Origin of the sequence: Streptomyces kronopolitis, assembly GCF_050953795.1 — a bacterium.
Lineage (GTDB): Bacteria > Actinomycetota > Actinomycetes > Streptomycetales > Streptomycetaceae > Streptomyces > Streptomyces kronopolitis_A.
The window spans coordinates 1-17,334 of record NZ_CP191857.1; the positions used below are offsets into that span (position 1 = coordinate 1).

A 17,334-nucleotide genomic window follows, 5' to 3' on the forward strand; every position below is an offset into this window, starting at 1 on the left:
TCGGAGGCCGCAACGGCGCCACCACCTGGTGGGCGGACGGCACCACCTCCTACGTGCTGCACTTCCGCTCCGGCCACACGCACGGCTGGACCATGGCGGACGAGACGGACACCGCCATCCAGGCCGTCGACTCCCTGCGGGCCGGGGAGGAGATGAACGGCGAGCGGCTGTGGGCCGCGCTGCGGGACGTGCGGCGGCTGCGTACCCGGCTGGAGGCGCTGGAGTCCGAACTGATCCTGTACGCCCGGGAGGAGGGGCCCGAGGGGCGCCCCCGGATGCCGCTGCGGGAGATCGGGGAGGTCACCCAGACCCACCACACCACCGTGGCCGAACGGGTCGACCGGATGCGCGCCGGCCAGCACGCGCCCTGGCGGAACTGGCTCGTGCAGCACACCGACCGTGAGGCGCTGTACGGCGGGACCGCGGCCCCGGGCCCGAAGGTGCCGACCCTGCGGGAGCAGATCGCGGAGGCACCCGGCGGCGCGTTCCTGGCCGAGGCCATCCCGACCGAGCCCGGCGGGTATGTCATCACGGTGACCGAGCACACCCCGGAGCCCGTGGAGCTGCTCCGCATCGACCTGCCCGACTGGGACCACTTCCGCTCGGCCTCCGCCGGACACCGCCTGATCGAGCAGGGCTTCCAGGTGCTCCCCTCCGCGCACTACGAGCCGGACCGTGCCGCCGGGTGGAAGCCGAAGGCGGACGGCCTGACCTTCACCGCGCCCGTCTACAGCATCCGCGAGAACGGGGCCGCCAAGTGATCCGCGACGCCATCACCTGCGACCGAGACGGCTGCATGGCCCTCTACCTCGAACCCGTCGCCGACCCGTCCGCCGCACCCGGCTTCGACCGCCACCCCACCCGCGCGGAAGACGTCCTCGACTTCGAGCAGCTCGTAGACCTCGCCGGATGGGTCCGCTACGACACCGCCGGCCACTCCTGCCCGGCCTGCGTCGCCGGACGCGGCCCCGTCCTCGAACTGGGCGAGTGCCCCAACTGCACCGGCCGGACCGTGGACCTGCCGAACGGCTCGACCTGCCACTACTGCGGGCACGTGACTCCCCACCCGGACGACCTGGACGACGCCCTGTGGGACGGCAGGGGAGTCCTCAACACTCCTGACGGACCCCGGGTCGGGGACGACTGGTGATCCGGGCTTCCGGTCAAGCGCCGCAAGGGCCTCGCCAACGACGAGGACAGCGACTGAGGCGCGTGCTTCCCGCTTTCGTCGGCATCGCGGTGGCCATCGCCCTCTACGCGATCGGAGGCGGCCGCTACCCGCTGCCCGTAGACCTCAGCGTCGTCGGCTCCGTCGGACTCATGGCGTACACCGTCACCCTCCAGCTCACCCAACGGGCAACGTCCCGCCCCTGCACCAACCAACTGAAGGGCTCCTGATGACCTCCCGCCCCGTTCTCGGCTTCAGCAACGGCGGCTTCTCCACCCCCGAGGGCCTCACCCCCGACCAGACCATCACCATCCGGCCCGGCGAGACCATCACCACGACCACCGACACGACCGAGCACCACTACGCCAACACCGATACCGACGACCGCGACTGAACCACGGGCAACGCCGGGCCGCCCTCCCAGATCGAGCCGGCCGACGAGGCTCCCGGCACGTTCGAGGATGTCGCCGAGCGGTCCGGCTGGACGCTCGGGCCCGAGGGCCACACCTGCCCCGCCTGCCGGACCGGGCGCGGCTCGGTCCTGGAGCGGGGCGAGTGCCTACTGTGCGGCGGTCGGGTCGGATTCCAGTACGGCAAGGAACGCTGCCTCTCCTGCCGACAACTGCCCCCCGAGAACGGCCCCGAATGGGAAAACAACCCCGACGACGAGTACACACCTGAGAGGCTGACCTGATGCCCGAGACCAAGACCCAGCACTGGCAGCGAGGCGGCCAGGAGCTGAACAAGATGACCAAGGGGCAGCTCTGCACCCTGTACCGACAGATGGGCGGCCTCGGCGGCACCCACCCACCCGAGAAGTGGACCAAGGAAGAGGTCGTCCACTCCGTCGTGGACATGGAGTGGAGCCGCCTTCCCGAGGAGCAGAAGCTCCCCGACCCCCCTCGGCTCACGCCCCCGTGCGACACCTGCGGGAAGGGCGAGAACGCCACCGCCCACCGCTACGGCGGTGACCACCACTGGACGAACACCTTCGACCCGGACCAGAAGTGGGTCCCCGAGTCGGAAGCCGAGGAGAAGCGGCTGACCGACCTCTTCTCAGTCGGGGAGTCCTGACCCCGGCGCCGACACACAAGCAGCGCCCCTCGTACGTCACCAGTTGACGTACGAGGGGCGCTGTCCGTGCTTCAGCAGATCACGCCGCGACGGGCACCCTGCGCGTCAGAACCGCGTCGGCTGACACTGTTTCGGCTGCCTCATCACCGGCCTCCGTGCGATAGCTGATCTCGATCCATTCGTCGCCGGCGCCGTCCTCGTCGTCCTCGTCTTCACCGAAGTGGAGGTCGAGGACCGTGACGAAGTCGTCTTGGTCCGGGAGCCGGACGCAATCATCGACGTCGAGCTCGTAGACGCCCACCTCCTCCTCGTCGCCCTCCTCCGCGGCGGGGGTGGACGTCGAGGTGTTGGCCTGCTCGATCGCCTCCTGGAGGCTCGGCAACGGGGCGCTGTCGAGCTCGGGCCGGCTGCCGTAGGACTCGACTGTGCGCAGGTGGCCGAGGAACTCCAGAGGATCCGTTCCGTTGGCGTGCGCTTCGGCCTCGTGCGTCATGCGGGCGACCAGGCAGCTCCAGATGGTGTTGTCCTCGGCGTCGAAGTCCGCGCCGTCTTCCGGAGTCAGCAGGCGCAGCACCTGGACGTACTGCGGGCCGAGCTCCCCGGTGGCGATCGCTCGTCCTTGGATATTCGGCAGGTCGGCGCCGACGCGGGCGTCGCCCCACATCATGCGGGCGAGCTCCGCGGTGGTCTTGTCCAGCGAGATCCGCATCCGGAAGGAGTCGCGGGCCAGGCCGGTGAGGAACTCGGCGTCGGGTCGCTGGATGCCGAGTACGAGGTGGATCTGGGCGGTGCGGGCCAGGACAGCCATGCGACGCCACAGGGAGAGGCACGGGTGCTCCCTGCCCTTCAGGTCCTTGTCGGCTGCCTTCATTGCGGCCCAGACGTCTGCGATGGCCTCCTTGAAAACATAGAACTCGTCGAGGATGAAGAGGATTTTGCCGAAATCGCCCTTCCTTGCCTTGCGGCTTCGGATGTCGAAGTAACGCCGCATCATCTCGTCATGAGTGCGTGCAATGGCTGCGGCGATGTGCTCAGGGTCAGTGAGTACGGTGACGCCGTCCAGGTCCTCGAAGTCGAGGTACTCGGTCATCTTCGGGTCGCACAGGACCACGGGGATCTTCAGGACGCGCGCGGCGACGACGAGGTTCCGGATGAGGACGGTCTTACCGCTACCGGTGGGGCCGACGATCAGTGCGTGCGGATTCTTGCTGCCCAATTTCCATGACACGATTTCCTTGTTCTCATCGAGAGCAAAGGGCAGCGTGAAGGGCTGCATCTTGTGCATGAGCGGGTAGCGGACGTTGGTGGGGAACGGCGGTCGCAGCTCGAATACGGCCTTGTCTTCCTGGAAATTCCACACGTCGCGCCATTCACCGGGCAGCTTCGATTCGATCTGCATGGTGACGCGGTTGCGGTAATTCGCGGACAGGTCACGTGTCGTCGTCGGGTACTTGACCTCGATGCGACAGGGGCTGTCGCCGTCGAACGTCACGTCGGTGACGTTGGCGCTGGCGCCCATGATCGCCTGGACGACATGCGTCGTCCTGTCGCGCAGACGGGCCTGCTCTGGGGTGTCGTCGTGGGCGGTGGTCTCCGAAGGCGTGTCGCTCTCGACGATGACGCCGGTCTCGGGTGTCGCTTCGAGAACGCAGTCCAGGCGGCGACGTCGTCCGTCCCATGTCGCCGCCACCCCGGCACCCATCCGTGTCGCGACAATCTTGCGCACGGCTGTGCGTGCGGCTGGATCCTCGTCCGCGAAGGTCGCCGGGTACTGGATGCGGATGTGGGTGGGCTGCCCGCCGCTCCTCTTTTTGATCTTGACCTTGCCCTTGGGCGAGTCCCAGCGGAAGCGGGGCGCCAGTGCCGCCGTCAGGTCCCGCACGGGGCGGGCGCGGCGGTGTACCCACAGCCGCAGGGCGGCGCCGGGGACGGCCAGGACGGCCACCGCGGCGAGGATGGGCAGGCGCAGGTCCGTGCGGTCGAGCAGGCCGGTGCCGGCGTAGCCGACGAGCGTCAGGCCGAGGACGGCCGCGACGATGCTGGGCAGCGGGGATCGGTCGCCCATGCCGGCAGAGGTGTCGGGTGGTGCCATGGGATTCTCCTGGTGGTCGTTACTGCTGGTGAAGGGTCGCCCCTTCTCTCCGGGCTTGACAGCGGGTGTACGCTGATCCTGAACCGCACGTAGGAGGATCTGAGGAATCAGCGTCTCCCCGCAGTCCCGCCCTCCGAGGCGGGTTTTTTCGTTACGCGCCGTCGCCGGTGCCGGGCTGCTGCTGTTCCTTGCGCTGACGGTTCCTCGCGCGGATCTGCGCACCGCGGACCGCGCCTTCTGGGCCGGGGCCGCTGGGCAGCCGGCCTTCGACCGGCGGCCAGGGCCGGCCGCGGTTGTACTCCTTCTCCAGGCGCTCCACCTCAGCGCGGATCAGCGTGCGCACCATGGCCGAGACGGTCTGGTGTCCGTCGGGCTGGCTGTTGGTGTGCCACTGGGCGGAGCGGGTGCGTGCCATGAGGGAGGGCGGCAGGGTGAAGCTGTAGTTCTTGGCCCGCTCGGCTTGCTCGTCCTGGGCCCGCTCGCTGTCGGCCGGGGCGGTCTCCTCTGCGGGGTGCTGGAGGGGGATGGGCGTCGGGGATGTCGCGGTAGTCATGTCGCTGTCGCTCCTCGGGTCGCCGGGGTCTGTCGTGTCGCCGGGCGGCGGGTGCTGGTCTGTCGCGACATGGGCCGGTGTCGCCGATGAGGCTGTCGCCATGTCGCCATGTCGCTCGTGGGGATGTCGTGTCGCCTGTCGCCTGTCGCTTGGTGTCGTGTCGTCCGCGGCGGGGCCTGTCGCCTGTCGCCGTCCGGCGACGCCGGGCGCTGGGATGTCGTGTCGCGATGTCGCGCCGAGGATGACGTCGACCGGATCCCTTTCCAGGCGCTCGACAATCCGGGCTGGTTCTCGGCGCACTTTCCCGCTTCTGCGACGTGGTGTGTCGCCTTCTTTGTCGTTGCCGGACATCATGCACCCTCCACCTTTTTCAGTAGCTGGTCGTAAATGGTTTGGTACCTGTCGGCAACTTCTTCCAAGTCGCTCCCCCCGTATTCCCGACAGGGTGTGTGATAGCTCTCCATCGCTTCGCGCAGACGTACGCGCCTGGGAATCGGAGGCTCAATCAGCTTCTCTTTGAAGCGCTGTTTCATTTCTCCGAGAACCCGTTTGGAGTCCTTCGAATCATCGAATTCAGTAACGATGATTCCGGCGATTTTCAATTCCGGATTACCTTTTTGTGCAATCCGTTGAGCGGTGTATCTTACTTCTTCCGCTCCTTGCGCTCCCCATACTGTCGCGCGTGCTGCGATGTAGAAGTGCTCAATTCCTAGGAGTCCCGTCGCGGCGAGCTTTCCTATATCGCGTGGAAGGTCAATCACCACATCGTCTACGAGCTCGTCCAGCTCCCCCGAGAGGCGCGCGTTTCTCAGCGCTGCGATTCCGTTCCTGGAGATATTGACGGTGCGGTTGGCCAGGTATCTGTCGGCCGGCGCGACGAGGATGTTTTCCCACGCTGTGGGGACCAGGACGTCAGCCAGGGGCAGCGGCTCGTGCCCAGCTGGAGCGCCCTCCATCTCCAGTGCGTCCTTGATGCCCACCGCTCTCGTCACCGGCTCCAGGACGTCTGTCGCGTTGCCCTGGGGGTCGAGCTCGACGTACCCGACCCGTCGCGGCCTCCCCTGCTTCGTGCATCGCCGGGTGGCGGCGTAGGCCAACTCCAGGGCGCTCACGGTGCATCCCCCACCCCCTTTGCCTTTGCCTACACCCAGCCACATGCCACCGACCCACAATCTCCCCGTCAGTTGGTCCTTCGATCGAGTTTCACGAGACATGCTAAAGGTCACGGTCTGACCTGCGGATACTCCTTGAACGAACGCGGTTTTTCGGCACACATCGAACGCCGTTGCCCTTATGATGGAGGGCCAAGTCACGTAAGTCTCCATAGACTTCGGACTTCGACCCTCACGAAAGGGAACAAACCGCATGCCACTCAGCACGCACATCAAGAAGGCCGGCGGCGCCGCGAGCCAGATGCGCCCCTCGAAACTGCTGCTGCGCCTCTACCTCCGCCAGCTCCAGAACGGACCCACCGCCCGCTACAACTCCGTCGCGGCCGGCGCCGCGGTGGTCGGCGGCAGCGGTGTCCAACTCGCCGCCTTCGGCACCTCCGGGCTCGAAACCTTCCTCAAGGGCGACGCCTTGCAGGTCGGCATCCTCATCGCCGGTCTCGTCATCCTCTTCGGTGCCAAGAAGAAGGACTGGAGCGGAACACTCATCGTCGGCGGAATCGCCCTGGTGGGCCTGGCCGTCATGGGCCTGTCCGGCAAGGGCATCAACGTCGGAAACTTCCTGGCCGGCTGGATCTGGACCGACAAGGCGTAAGGCGGCCACCATGCGCATGCACACCGACGACGAGGTGTACGCGGTCGACGACTACTTCCTCGGCCCGCCCCGCGGAACCCTGCCCTTCCGAGTCCGATACCGCGCCTACGGCATCGGCGCCGGCCTCTACCTCCTGATCCTGGCCCTGGAGGCGTGGACCGGCCTCCTGGGCCCCTGGCCCGCCATCTACGGCCTGGTCGTGACGATCTGGCTGACCATGACCGTCATGGAGCGCGTAGACCACGAACACACCGCCAAGGCTGTGGCCGTGACGTTTGCTCACGAGGTCTCCGCGCCCCGCGGCACACGGAAGAAGGGGTCAGGCCGCACCACCCTGACCCTCAACGGCGTACGTCACCGCGCACGCCACAACAGCTGACCCCCTGCGCACCGCCGCACACACGGCCAGCGCCCTGCCCAACACCAAAAAGGGGACATTGTGACCCAGCACCACCCCACCACCAAGAGCGCTGAGCAGCGCCGCGGCCTGCTGGCCCGCCTGCTCACCACCAGGCGCTCGGACAAGGCCGACACTCCTCACCGCAGCGGCCTCGAACTCACCGACGTGATCGGAAACCTCGCGATCTCGCGCACCGGCACCGTCACCGCCTGGTACGTCGCCGCGCCGCAGCGCTGGAGCTTCCTGAGCCACGACGACCGCAACGCCCTGATCGTCACGCACGCACAGCGCCTCGCCGAACTCACCGGGCGCCGCCTCCACCTGCGCATCACCCACCGCCCCTACCCCGTGGCCCGCTGGGCCCGCGCACTGGACGAGTCGACCATTAACCCGCTGCCCGGCTGGGACCGCTACCTCCACGAGGAGCAGCTCAAGGTTGCGCAGTTGCCGCTGGACGACAAGGCGGTCTACTACGGGGTCCGCATCGGGCGGCTCTCGGGCCTGGGCCGCCAGAGCAACCGGTACTTCCGCGCGTCCCAGCGCGAGATCGACGCGCTCGGCCGCGACCTCCAGGAGGTCGACAGCACGATGGGTTCGGCCGGCATGTCTGCCACTCCGGCGACCGCGGACGAGATGCACTGGCTGCTGACCCGCTCCCTCTCCCTGGGCCTTCCCGCACCGCTGGACACCCCGGCGCAGCCCACCGACCAGTGGCACGCCCCGGACCTGGCCGAGTACACCGACGCCGCCGAGTGGACCTCGCCCGAGCCCTACACCCCTCACATCCAGGTCACCGGCACCCGGGACGGACGGCGCATCGAGCGCTTCGTCTCGGTGGTCACCATGGGCCGGATGTCCCTCCCGCCCATCCCGGAGTCCGGCAACGCTCCGTGGCTGCAGCGGCTCGACCGACTGCCGTTTCCCTACGAGGTCTCCGCGGTCTTCGACGTGCGCGAGGGCGACGAGGTCAACAAGGAGATGCGCGACCAGCTTCAGCGCATCTACCACCAGGTCCGCCACCACGCGGAGCACGGCGTGGACATCCCCCAGCAGCTGGCCCGCCAGCGACAGCAGGGACTCGACACCGAGGACGAAGTCAAGTCCGAGGGCTTCGCCGGTGTGTCCACCCGGACCCGCGGCTGGATCCGGATCGCCGTCGCCGGCAGCACTCCTGAGCAGGTGCACGACCGCACTCAGCGCGTCGAGCGCCTCTTCAAGGGACAGATCCTCATCCACCGCGCCCCCGACCAGTACCGGCTCGCCAGGGAATTCATTCCGTGCGAGCCGCTCGCCAACGACGCCTACCAGCGCCGGCTGCCCGTCACCACGCTCGCCGGGGCGCTCCCCGCGGCGTCCGCGCTCGTGGGAGACCGCTCGGGTCTCAACCTGGGCTACACCTCGGGTGCCAGCCGTCGCGCGGTCATGTGGCACCCCTGGCGCTCGACCGAGGTCGAGGAGCGCTCTGGCCTGACCGTCATGGTCTCCACCCTGGGCGGTGGCAAGAGCACGCTGGCCGGGAAGATCGCGTACGACTCGGCCCGCATGGGTGTGCCCTTCACGATCCTCGACCCGAGCGGGCCGCTCGTCCGTCTGTGCCAGCTCCCTGAACTGCGGCCGTTCGCGCGGGAGGTTGACCTGATGAGCGCCGAGCCGGGGACGCTCAACCCGTACCGGATCATCCCGGACCCGCGGCCCGACCACTACACGCCCGACCTGCCGGGGTTCCGTGACAAGCCCGATCCGCGGGCGGCAGCCGACCGGGCCTTCCGTACCGCCGTCCAGTCCGCCCAGGCCCAGCGGCGCACGCTCGCCGTCGATGTCCTGCGGGGACTGCTCGACTCCTCGCTGCGCAACTCCGAGGCGACCTCGAAGGCATTGCTGATGGCGTCGCAGCGCGCCGACACCTCCATCAACAGCTCCCCCTACGCGATCATCAAGGCGCTGAAGGCGATGGACGGCTCGCTCGAAGAGCACGCCAAGCACCTGGCCGAGCTGCTCGAAGGCGCTGCCGAGCTGCCCCAGGGGCAGCTGATCTTCCCGCACGTCGACGGGGGCGACGACACCTACCTGACGGAGCACCACCGGCTGGTCGTGATGAGCCTCAAGGGCCTGTCGCTCCCCACGGCCGGCGTCGCCAGCAATGAGTGGACGCTCGAAGAGCAGTACTCAATGCCGTTGTTGTATTTGGCGGGCTGGTACGCGCAGCGGACGATCTACCACCGGCCGATGGCTGAGCGAAAGGGCCTCTTCATGGATGAGGCGTGGGCGCTGCTGAGCGTCAGCAGCGGCCGCGCCCTGGCGAAGAAGACCGGCCGCGACAGCCGCAAGCACAACTGCCGAGCGTTGATCGCCAGCCAGGACGGCGGCGACCTGATCACGGCCGACCTGGCGAACTGGATCGATAGCGTGTTCGTGGGGCGCACCACGGGCCAGGAGGCTCAGCGGGCCGCCTTGCAGCTGCTGGGCATCGAGCCGGGCAGCGGCTACGAGCGGGTACTGGGCGAGCTGTCCAAGCCCCGCCGCGACAAGACCGCACACGCCGCAGACACCCAGGACCGCGAGTTCATCTTCTCCGACGGCAGCGGCGGCATCGAGCGGATCCGTATTGCGCTCCAGCACCGCCCGACCCTGCTCCAGGCCCTCAACACGACCGCGGCCCCGCTGGCCGCGCAGCAGAACGGCACCCAGGCCAACCCCTGGATGGACGACAGTGTGCTGAACATGGTCAAGCAGGGCGGTGCGCGATGACTGTGACCTCTCACGGGCGCCGACGGATGTGGTGCCTTGCCCTGCTGTTCGCCGCCATCGGATCGCTGCTGATGGGGCCGCAGGCCGGCCGCGCCCAGGCGGACGACTGCGACAAGATCAAGGGCCCGCTGAAGGACTTCTGCCAGCGCGACGGAAGCACCACGCCGCCCAAGAAGCCCGAGGGCCCCTGCGACATGCTCTCGGACAAGGCCAAGGCACTGTGCGAGAACCGGAGCAAGGGCAGCACGGATCCGGGCGGGCTGACTCCCTCGTGCAAGGCGGGCCCGCCTCCCGCGCTGCCCGGCCGCGGGCCGGCCTCGTGGGCCGCCACCCCGCCGAAGACGGCGCCGGCCCCGCTCAACCCGACCAAGCCTGAGGCCCGCTCCCACATCTACGAGCAGTACGGACTGGCCGGGTTGCAGTGGCACACCTACGACCTCAAGTGCCAGGGCGTCAGCAGCATGATCAGCGCTGCGGGCAGTGACTACGAGACGAAGCTCGCCAACGGGCTGTTCGACATGTCCAAGTGGTGGACGTCGCTGGCGATCGGGCTCCAGCAGGAGGCCACCGGAGACGGTTACCTCTCCCAGCTGAACACCGTCTTCGGCACCGCGACGAAGGCGGTGGCCAAGGCCGTCTACCAGCCGTGGATCGCCATCAGCCTCCTCCTGCTGGGCCTGGGCATCGTCTACCGGGCCCGCTCGCGAAACATGCCGGACATCGTCAAGAGCGTCGCCTGGGCCCTGCTGGTCATGGCGGTTACGAGCGTGGCCTTCAACTACCCGGAGAAGGCTGGCCAGTTGGCCGACGACGCTCTGACCAAGACGGTCGGGCAGATCCAGCAGGGAGTCGCCGGCGACAGCGGGCACGGCTCCAGCGTCGCGACGAGCCAGGGAAACCTGCTCACCAGCGCCATCCTGTACCAGGCGTGGGCCGAGGGAACCTTCGGCGACAGCAATTCGAAGACGGCCAAGAAGTACGGGATGCAGCTGCTCGATGCGCAATCGCTGACCTGGGCCGAATCGCGTCTGCCCGCCAAGGAGCGGACCACGATCATCAACGCCAAGGCCAAGACGTGGGAAGACGTGGCCGCCAAGGTCAAGAACGAGGACCCGGACGCGTACAAGTACCTCACCGGTGAGGCCGACGGGCGCCTGGGCACCGCAGTCAGCGCGTCCTTCGGTGCCATCCCTTCCAACTTCTACTCCTTCGCGTCCTCGATCGTGATCATCTGCGGTCGGCTGATCCTGAAGATGGTCGTCGTCTTCCTGCCGGCCATCGCACCGATCGCCATCCACCGGCAGCTCGGCGGAACCTTGCGCACCCTGGGCAAGAGCGGCGCGGCCGCGGTCATCAACGCGCCGCTGTTCTGCCTCGCCGCATCCGTCGACACGCTGCTGATCCAGGTGCTGCTGCGGGACGACAACCACATCCCCTCGTGGTTCGCGATCGTGCTGATCTGGATTCTCACCATCATGCTGTGGGCGGTCAGCAAGCCCTTCCGGAAGCTCAATGCGATGGTCAGCCCGAACCAGGACTGGTTCGGTGCCGGAACCGGCATCCTCGGCAAGGTCAAGGCCGGCGCGGCCGGCGCAGTGCTCGGCTACGCCAAGGGCAAGATGTCTGCCCGGCAGATCGGCCGGATGGTCAACGGCAAGGGCGGCGGCCGCGGCCGGGGCACGACCGCCGAGGACCCTGACGCGATGGACGGCGAGCTCATCGAGCGCAGCATCCGGCATGAAGGCGAGACCGAGTGGAGTGTCGAGACGCCGTACGAGCCGGAGCCCGCGCCGCAGGTGCAGGACAAGGGTTACTGGCATCAGGACGGCGACGCTCCGTGGACGTTCGAGCCTCAAGAGTCCGTCGGTGACGAGACGCCCCAGCAGCCCACGTACGCGCCGCAGACCGGCCCGTCCACAGAGGGCGGCCGCGAGAGTCAGAACACGGCAGAGGCGGCCAGCAGCGTGGCCAGTGCGCCGTCGTGGACGGCTCCCTCGTCGACCGCTTCGTCCGGCCGAACTGTGGGGCCAGCTCCCAGCCCTGCGCCAGCGCTCCCGCCGGTTCCGCCGGTTGACCGCCCGCGGGCCGACATCCCCGCTCAGGGGTCCGTTCCTCGCCACGAGGGCGGCAGCTCCACAGCTCACCCCACTGGGCACGAGGGCGACCGGCCCGTTCCGATGGCACCGCAGGTGACCGAGGCGGACGGATCCACCACCTTCGTGCTCTACAGCCCGTCCGACGGCTACACCACCGTCCGTACCGACAACGGCTTCGTTGTGGGACCTGAGGAGGGCAGCGATGCGTGAGCAGATCCGGACCGTACTGCGCTGGCCGCTCTACAGCCCCCGGCGCCTGGCGGCCGTGCTCGTCGCCGTTGTCGTGCTCCTGTGTGTGATCAACGCCGTCAACCACGGCACTCCGAAGAAGGCGACGGACGCCAAGCCCGCTCCCAGCGCGCCGGCTCCGTCGAGCCCGAGCCCCAGCTCTTCAGCCTCGGTTGCGCCGAGCGCTTCCCCGGATATGGACACCGCGGTCGACCTGTCGCGGCAGTTCGTTGCCGCATGGGCCTCCCACGACAAGAAGGCCTCCTGGCTCACCGAGCTCAAGCCGGTGTGCACAGAACGGCTCGCCGCCAAGCTGGGCACGGTGGATCCCTCCCGGATCAAGGCGACCAAGGCCCTGCGGGCGCGGGTCACCGACACAGGCGGTGGCGCCTTGACCTCTGCGGCCGTCGAAACGGACGCCGGGCCGGTCACGGTCGGGCTGATGTGGATGGGTGACCACTGGCTCGTGCGGGACATCGAGCCCGGCGCGCAGGCTGCGAGGTAGGCGTGGGCGTCGTACTGGCTACGGCGTCCTCCCCAGTCGGCCGCAGGGTGGCCGTCGCCGCGGCGGCGGCCATCCTGGGCACGGGGGCGTACGTCGCAATGTCCATAGGGCAGTTGCTGTCGCTGAGTCCTGTCGCCAGCACCCTGGCCGGTGTCAGTTGCCCTGTCGACGGCGTGGCCGTGGGCGATGGCGATGGAAAGACCGGCCTCAGGGCGGAGCAGATCAAGAACGCGCAGGTCATCATCGCGACCGGGCAGAAGATGCAGATCTCGTCGCGGGGGCAGGTCGTCGCCATAGCGGCCGCTCTGCAGGAGTCGGGGTTGCGCAACGTCGACGGCGGCGACCGGGACTCCCTGGGGCTGTTTCAGATGAGGCCGTCCCAGGGCTGGGGCACCAGGGAACAGATCCTCAACCCCGCCTGGGCAGCAGGGAAGTTCTACCGCGCGCTGCGCAGCGTGAACGGATGGGAGGAGATGCCGGTGACCGACGCCGCGCAGGCCGTCGAGAAATCCGGCTTCCCCGACGCCTATGCCCAGCATGAGCGCCGGGCCGTGCAGATCGTCGCCTCGATCGGATCGAGCACGGGCGAAGTCACCCAGGTCGACACGGGCGGCTGCACCCCGGCGGAAGACACCCCGGCCGGCCCCGCCGGCGATGCTCTGCAAACGATGCTGAAGCAGGTCGGCAAGCCGTATGTGTGGGGCGCGACCGGCCCGGACTCCTTCGACTGTAGTGGCCTGATCGTCTACGGCTGGCGCAAGGCCGGCTACGAGCTGTCGGTGCGCACCAGCCAGCAGATGGAGACCGTGACCACACCCGTCAAGAGCGGCCAGGAGAAGCCCGGTGACCTGATCTTCAGCGAATTCGGCAAGCAGGACGGGATGGCCGGCCCCGCCCACGTGATGGTCGTGGTCCGGCCTGGGCTCCTCGTGGAGGCGCCCAGGACCGGGCTCGATGTACGAACCCGGAAGTACAACGCAGAGTCGGAGGGCCTGAAGTTCGGCCGGCTGACGAAGTCGTCGCTCACGTCGAAGACCTGAGTGAGCGGATATGCGGGTGGGCCCCAGTCGATGACTGGGGCCCACCCGCATATCCGCTGCCTCACTTCACTTCGATTCTCAGCTCGTACGGTTCGCCGTTGCTGATCGCCGCGGCCTGCTCGACCAGGTCCTGGTGCCGGAAGTCGAGCAGCGCCTCGTCGGCGGCCCGCCGGAGCAGCGGCACGATCTCGGCAGGCGGTCGGCCTCGGTGGCTGCGCGCCAGGGTGTTGAACGCCTGCTGGTAGGACACGGTGCGGTCTTCGCCGGCCTGCTGGAGCAGGCGTTGCAGGGCAGTGCTGTCCACCTCGATACGGCCCATTGCTGTCCTCCTGCGGGTGATATGCCGGTCTGTGTGGCTCTGAGACCGACCGTACGGGCAGGGTCTGACACTCTCGGCCGGGGAAACGACACGCCCCGACACATTCGCTCATGGCGTTGACAAGTGTTCAGGCGCTGAACAGTATGGAGGGGTCGGGCGGATCCGCCCGAGAACCAAGTCGCGGGGCGCGGCTCCCGCATCCAACGATCGCCGCGCCCCGCATCGCCCCGAAGGAGCGATCACATTGTCCCTCATCACCACCCACCACGCCGTATTGCCTGCGGCCGTCGACCCGGGCCTGGCCAATGACGCCGCCTGCACCCTGGTGGAGCTGTCCACCGTGCCGGACGACGCCGAGCTCCAGCGCCGCGCCGCCCGCGAACTGCCGCAGCTGATGGCCCAGCTCCGCGCGACCATCGGCTGCAGCGACGCCAGCACCACGGCGTCCGACGCCGACTGGCTCGACGTCTGGCGGCCCTTCGGCGTGGTCGTCGAAAGGACCCGCTGACCCCATGAGCACCCCGAGCAGCTTCCACGTCCGAGCCATTTTGACCACGGGCGGGTTGTGGGAGGCCAGCGTCCAGGAGCTGCCCGAGGTGCGTCCGGCGCACCGCTCCCTCTCCCAGCTGCAAACCCGCGTCCGCGCGGAGATCGCCAAGGCACGGTCCCTCGACCCCGAGGCCATCGACCTCAAGGTCGCGACCAGCACGGGCGACGAGGAGTTTGACGCCGAGATCGACCAGGCCCGCAAACTGCGGGCGCAGGCCGCGGAACTTGAGGAGAAAGCCCGCGCCGCCGCTGTGCCGCTCGCGCAGCGTCTCGTGCGGCGGCACGGCGTCTCCACCCGCGACGCCGGCCTGCTCCTGGGATACAGCGGCTCGTCCGTATCCGGCATGACCAAGAGCAGTTAGCACCACACAGCGCTGCGGCCGTACGGGAGCACCACGCCCGCCTCACCAGCGGGCGCCCACACCGGCCGATCGACCGCACACCCTGCCCAACATCAGGGAGATCACCATGGCCAACTCGCCCATGCCCGCGCCCACTTGGATCGGCGACCTCACCAGCAGTCTGCACAGCCTCAAGGTCGCTGCCGACCGGGCCCGCACTGCCTACGACAGCGCCTCGACCGCCGCGGAATCGCTGCGCGGTGAGGCGAACCACGCCGACGCCAACACCCACGACCTGACCCTCTACACCACGAAGATCACCTGCGAGGGGTACGAGCGCACCCAGTACCCGTCCGTGCTGGCCGAGATCGCCTTCGCGCACGGCGGTCTGGCGATGTCCCTCTCCCGCGTCTGGCACCGCGCCGCGGCTGCCTACGCCTACGGCCTGACCCAGGCCAGCCACGACATCGAGCGCGGCCGCACCCCGCATCAGGCAGCCATCCGACAGGACTCCGCCCTCCCCCAGCCGTCCGAGGACGACGAGGACCTCTTCGCGGCCTACCTCCACGCCATCAATCAGGAGCTGGCCATCGGCGCGTCCGACGAGCCCTACGGAGCCCTGTGCTGGGCCGCATGCGCCGAGGCGTGGCAGGCGTACGCGGCCATCCTCGACCGCCGTGTCTGGGGCCAGCTGATGGCCGCCTCCTCCCCCACCAGCCGGTGACCGGCATGGAGAACGAGGCGGTCGAGTCCCACCGCGCGGTCCAGGTCGGCGCGGCCCGCGCCATCGATCGGTTCCTCTGCCACCCGGACGTCCCTCGCGTCAGGCGCTGGGAGATCACGGCTTCGGGCACGGTGCGCGGGCAGCTGCTGCTGCCCGACCAGAACCGCGACACCGTGATCAGCGCCGTACGGGACCTCTACAAGCAGCACCCCGGCAGCAAGGTCGTCAGCCGCAACCGCGGCCAGCTCCTGGGCGTCCGCCTGGAGTTCAAGCTCTGGGAAATCGAGCTGTGGGCCTACACCCGGGCCCCGGCCGCCCAGGTCTGACGCCGCCGGCGGGGAGCCCGTACGCGCTCCCCGACGGCCTCCGGAGCACTTCTCCCCAAGCGGCCACCAGCCGCTGACCAGCTCCCGGCCGGGACATGTCTGCCCAACACCGACCCGTCCCGGCCGGGCCTCCCTCACCACCACGGAGGACACCGTGACCACCTACACCACCGCGGGCATCGAGGCTGCGGCCGCCTGCACCCGTCAGGCCATCGCTGAACTCCTCACCCAGGCCGGGCGGGCCGGACACCCTCACGGCAGCCGCGCCGCGCTGGCCGAGATCCTCGGTACCGGCCCAGACAGCATCATCGCCATCCTCGCCAGCAGCATCGAGACGCTCGCCGACCACGTCTCCAGCCCCCATCAAGCACAGGCATCCTGCATCCTCAACGGCGTCGCGGACTCCCTGCGCACGCTGACCAGCAGTGGCCACGACGCCGCCCGCGCCCTGGCCATCCTGGATCCTGACAGGCGGCGTGCGCGACCACGCGAATACCCCCGCACAGCAGTAGTACGACGGGGGGTACTTCACGAGTTCGAACTCATCGATGGCCAGGGGGGACCCTCGGGACCTGCCAGCCAGTGACACCCCAGCAGCCGGGCGTCGACACTCCCTTCGGGAGGCCGGCGCCCGGCTGTTTGCTGGTCACGCCCTGCGGGATACTTCCCGTTGTGAATGAGCTGCCGCGGCTAGAGGTCGAGGGCGGGGAGTGGTATCGCGCGGTCCCCCCGCCCGCTGTTCCCGTGCCCGCTGCCAACACACCGGACCTGCCCGGCCACCGCGCCATCGAGGTGGCCGACGACACCGGCATCGTCACTGACCTGCGCGTCATCGGCGACGCCCGTACCGAAGGCACCACCACCTGGTGCACGGTGGCAGCAGAACTGGACTACTGGCGCGCCCGCATTTGTCCCGGCAGCCAGATCGCCACACGCCGTGTGGCCATTGAGCAGCTGTGGGTTGAACACCGTCTCGACTACGCACCACCAGAGCCAGGAGAACAGCCGCCGGAGTTCGACCCTGGTGACGGGCTCGCCGTCTGGCGCCGTCTGGCGCCGGGCGCCGGCTCACCTGCGGCCCGGATGCCCGTCCGCGCCCGGACCGTCCCCAACCTGCACGGCCGACGCATCATCCAGGTGACCCCGCTGGGGTTCGCGTGGGACCTTCGCGCCATCTCCGAGCCCTTCGACCGGTCCGGAGAGATCACCGTCAACGTGTGCAGCGCCCACGACTACTACCGGTGGCTCATCACCGGCCAGCCGCCCGAGCCGACACCGCTGGGCCTGTACCTGCTGTGGACCGAATGAGGCGCTGTCCGCTGGAAGCGACAAAGGCCCGTCCGGGCAGGCTTTGCCGTATCAAGCGGGCGTCCGTGATGTGTTGATCTCGGCTGTGCCCATAGGCTC

The 17,334-nt window shown here is 68.7% G+C and carries 20 protein-coding genes and 1 pseudogene; 17 read left to right on the forward strand and 4 right to left on the reverse strand.

Annotated elements, in window-relative coordinates; all coding sequences use genetic code 11:
• From ACQP17_RS35170 to ACQP17_RS35190, 5 genes and pseudogenes are all read left to right on the forward strand, one after another.
• A pseudogene (locus ACQP17_RS35170) lies at positions 1-761 on the forward strand (hypothetical protein); the annotation flags it as partial.
• On the forward strand, positions 758-1,150 hold the full coding sequence (locus ACQP17_RS35175) for a hypothetical protein (protein WP_433860285.1): 393 nt from the start codon (positions 758-760) through the stop codon (positions 1,148-1,150). The pseudogene ACQP17_RS35170 and the gene ACQP17_RS35175, both read left to right, overlap by 4 nt.
• Before the next feature lie 62 nt (positions 1,151-1,212).
• Positions 1,213-1,398, forward strand: a complete 186-nt coding sequence (locus ACQP17_RS35180) for a hypothetical protein (protein WP_433860286.1) — start codon at positions 1,213-1,215, stop codon at positions 1,396-1,398.
• Positions 1,398-1,562 (forward strand): hypothetical protein, encoded by a 165-nt coding sequence (locus ACQP17_RS35185; RefSeq protein WP_433860287.1) that lies wholly within the window; start codon positions 1,398-1,400, stop codon positions 1,560-1,562. Before ACQP17_RS35180 ends, ACQP17_RS35185 begins: the two co-directional genes overlap by 1 nt.
• Positions 1,563-1,861: 299 nt before the next feature.
• Positions 1,862-2,242 (forward strand): hypothetical protein, encoded by a 381-nt coding sequence (locus tag ACQP17_RS35190; protein WP_433860288.1) that lies wholly within the window; start codon positions 1,862-1,864, stop codon positions 2,240-2,242.
• A gap of 79 nt (positions 2,243-2,321) precedes the next feature.
• Here the strand turns inward: ACQP17_RS35190 and ACQP17_RS35195 are convergent, their stop codons facing one another.
• The 3 genes from ACQP17_RS35195 to ACQP17_RS35205 form a co-directional block, all read right to left on the reverse strand.
• Positions 2,322-4,334, reverse strand: a complete 2,013-nt coding sequence (locus tag ACQP17_RS35195) for an FtsK/SpoIIIE domain-containing protein (RefSeq protein WP_433860289.1) — start codon at positions 4,332-4,334, stop codon at positions 2,322-2,324.
• A 151-nt stretch (positions 4,335-4,485) separates the two neighbouring features.
• The gene (locus ACQP17_RS35200) at positions 4,486-4,887 is read right to left on the reverse strand and encodes a ParB family protein (RefSeq protein WP_433860290.1); all 402 of its coding nucleotides are present in this window, start codon (positions 4,885-4,887) and stop codon (positions 4,486-4,488) included.
• 350 nt (positions 4,888-5,237) lie between these two features.
• The gene (locus tag ACQP17_RS35205) at positions 5,238-6,272 is read right to left on the reverse strand and encodes a ParA family protein (RefSeq protein WP_433860291.1); all 1,035 of its coding nucleotides are present in this window, start codon (positions 6,270-6,272) and stop codon (positions 5,238-5,240) included.
• Between ACQP17_RS35205 and ACQP17_RS35210 the strand changes: the two genes are divergently transcribed.
• The 6 genes from ACQP17_RS35210 to ACQP17_RS35235 are packed head-to-tail and all read left to right on the forward strand — an operon-like array spanning position 6,253 to position 13,668.
• Positions 6,253-6,651 (forward strand): hypothetical protein, encoded by a 399-nt coding sequence (locus tag ACQP17_RS35210; RefSeq protein ID WP_433860292.1) that lies wholly within the window; start codon positions 6,253-6,255, stop codon positions 6,649-6,651. The two genes, ACQP17_RS35205 and ACQP17_RS35210, sit on opposite strands and share 20 nt — an antisense overlap.
• A 10-nt stretch (positions 6,652-6,661) precedes the next feature.
• Positions 6,662-7,030 (forward strand): hypothetical protein, encoded by a 369-nt coding sequence (locus ACQP17_RS35215; RefSeq protein WP_433860293.1) that lies wholly within the window; start codon positions 6,662-6,664, stop codon positions 7,028-7,030.
• Between the two features lie 60 nt (positions 7,031-7,090).
• Positions 7,091-9,799: an ATP-binding protein gene (locus ACQP17_RS35220; RefSeq protein ID WP_433860294.1), complete on the forward strand. Its 2,709-nt coding sequence runs from the start codon at positions 7,091-7,093 to the stop codon at positions 9,797-9,799.
• Positions 9,796-12,105, forward strand: coding sequence for a hypothetical protein (locus ACQP17_RS35225; RefSeq protein WP_433860295.1), 2,310 nt, complete (start codon positions 9,796-9,798; stop codon positions 12,103-12,105). The genes ACQP17_RS35220 and ACQP17_RS35225 overlap by 4 nt, the downstream gene beginning before the upstream one ends.
• A complete protein-coding gene (locus tag ACQP17_RS35230; RefSeq protein ID WP_433860296.1) occupies positions 12,098-12,628 on the forward strand; it encodes a hypothetical protein in 531 nt (176 codons plus the stop codon). Before ACQP17_RS35225 ends, ACQP17_RS35230 begins: the two co-directional genes overlap by 8 nt.
• A gap of 2 nt (positions 12,629-12,630) precedes the next feature.
• Positions 12,631-13,668 (forward strand): C40 family peptidase, encoded by a 1,038-nt coding sequence (locus ACQP17_RS35235; RefSeq protein ID WP_433860297.1) that lies wholly within the window; start codon positions 12,631-12,633, stop codon positions 13,666-13,668.
• 61 nt (positions 13,669-13,729) lie between these two features.
• Here ACQP17_RS35235 and ACQP17_RS35240 read toward each other — a convergent pair whose 3' ends face one another.
• Positions 13,730-13,987: a hypothetical protein gene (locus tag ACQP17_RS35240; RefSeq protein WP_433860298.1), complete on the reverse strand. Its 258-nt coding sequence runs from the start codon at positions 13,985-13,987 to the stop codon at positions 13,730-13,732.
• Between the two features lie 244 nt (positions 13,988-14,231).
• Between ACQP17_RS35240 and ACQP17_RS35245 the strand changes: the two genes are divergently transcribed.
• The 6 genes from ACQP17_RS35245 (at position 14,232) to ACQP17_RS35270 (ending at position 17,235) form a co-directional block, all read left to right on the forward strand.
• A complete protein-coding gene (locus ACQP17_RS35245; RefSeq protein WP_433860299.1) occupies positions 14,232-14,495 on the forward strand; it encodes a hypothetical protein in 264 nt (87 codons plus the stop codon).
• Positions 14,496-14,499: 4 nt separating this feature from the next.
• On the forward strand, positions 14,500-14,898 hold the full coding sequence (locus ACQP17_RS35250; RefSeq protein WP_433860300.1) for a hypothetical protein: 399 nt from the start codon (positions 14,500-14,502) through the stop codon (positions 14,896-14,898).
• A 106-nt stretch (positions 14,899-15,004) separates the two neighbouring features.
• Positions 15,005-15,601 carry a hypothetical protein gene (locus ACQP17_RS35255; RefSeq protein WP_433860301.1) on the forward strand — a complete coding sequence of 199 codons (597 nt, stop codon included), beginning with the start codon at positions 15,005-15,007 and terminating at the stop codon, positions 15,599-15,601.
• Between the two features lie 5 nt (positions 15,602-15,606).
• Entirely contained in the window at positions 15,607-15,927 is a 321-nt protein-coding gene (locus tag ACQP17_RS35260; protein ID WP_433860302.1) for a hypothetical protein, read from the forward strand.
• 154 nt (positions 15,928-16,081) lie between these two features.
• A complete protein-coding gene (locus ACQP17_RS35265) occupies positions 16,082-16,513 on the forward strand; it encodes a hypothetical protein (RefSeq protein ID WP_433860303.1) in 432 nt (143 codons plus the stop codon).
• Between the two features lie 158 nt (positions 16,514-16,671).
• Positions 16,672-17,235: a hypothetical protein gene (locus ACQP17_RS35270; protein WP_433860304.1), complete on the forward strand. Its 564-nt coding sequence runs from the start codon at positions 16,672-16,674 to the stop codon at positions 17,233-17,235.
• Positions 17,236-17,334: the final 99 nt, after the last annotated feature.

What these genes read in the sequence shown, in the direction of transcription:
- ACQP17_RS35260 (WP_433860302.1), top strand. Translation starts at nt 15,607, where the DNA reads ATGGAGAACGAGGCGGTCGAGTCCCACCGCGCGGTCCAGGTCGGCGCG.
- ACQP17_RS35200 (WP_433860290.1), bottom strand. Translation starts at nt 4,887, where the DNA reads ATGACTACCGCGACATCCCCGACGCCCATCCCCCTCCAGCACCCCGCA.
- ACQP17_RS35190 (WP_433860288.1), top strand. Translation starts at nt 1,862, where the DNA reads ATGCCCGAGACCAAGACCCAGCACTGGCAGCGAGGCGGCCAGGAGCTG.
- ACQP17_RS35205 (WP_433860291.1), bottom strand. Translation starts at nt 6,272, where the DNA reads ATGTGCGTGCTGAGTGGCATGCGGTTTGTTCCCTTTCGTGAGGGTCGA.
- ACQP17_RS35240 (WP_433860298.1), bottom strand. Translation starts at nt 13,987, where the DNA reads ATGGGCCGTATCGAGGTGGACAGCACTGCCCTGCAACGCCTGCTCCAG.
- ACQP17_RS35195 (WP_433860289.1), bottom strand. Translation starts at nt 4,334, where the DNA reads ATGGCACCACCCGACACCTCTGCCGGCATGGGCGACCGATCCCCGCTG.
- ACQP17_RS35255 (WP_433860301.1), top strand. Translation starts at nt 15,005, where the DNA reads ATGGCCAACTCGCCCATGCCCGCGCCCACTTGGATCGGCGACCTCACC.
- ACQP17_RS35210 (WP_433860292.1), top strand. Translation starts at nt 6,253, where the DNA reads ATGCCACTCAGCACGCACATCAAGAAGGCCGGCGGCGCCGCGAGCCAG.
- ACQP17_RS35185 (WP_433860287.1), top strand. Translation starts at nt 1,398, where the DNA reads ATGACCTCCCGCCCCGTTCTCGGCTTCAGCAACGGCGGCTTCTCCACC.
- ACQP17_RS35215 (WP_433860293.1), top strand. Translation starts at nt 6,662, where the DNA reads ATGCGCATGCACACCGACGACGAGGTGTACGCGGTCGACGACTACTTC.
- ACQP17_RS35250 (WP_433860300.1), top strand. Translation starts at nt 14,500, where the DNA reads ATGAGCACCCCGAGCAGCTTCCACGTCCGAGCCATTTTGACCACGGGC.
- ACQP17_RS35225 (WP_433860295.1), top strand. Translation starts at nt 9,796, where the DNA reads ATGACTGTGACCTCTCACGGGCGCCGACGGATGTGGTGCCTTGCCCTG.
- ACQP17_RS35230 (WP_433860296.1), top strand. Translation starts at nt 12,098, where the DNA reads ATGCGTGAGCAGATCCGGACCGTACTGCGCTGGCCGCTCTACAGCCCC.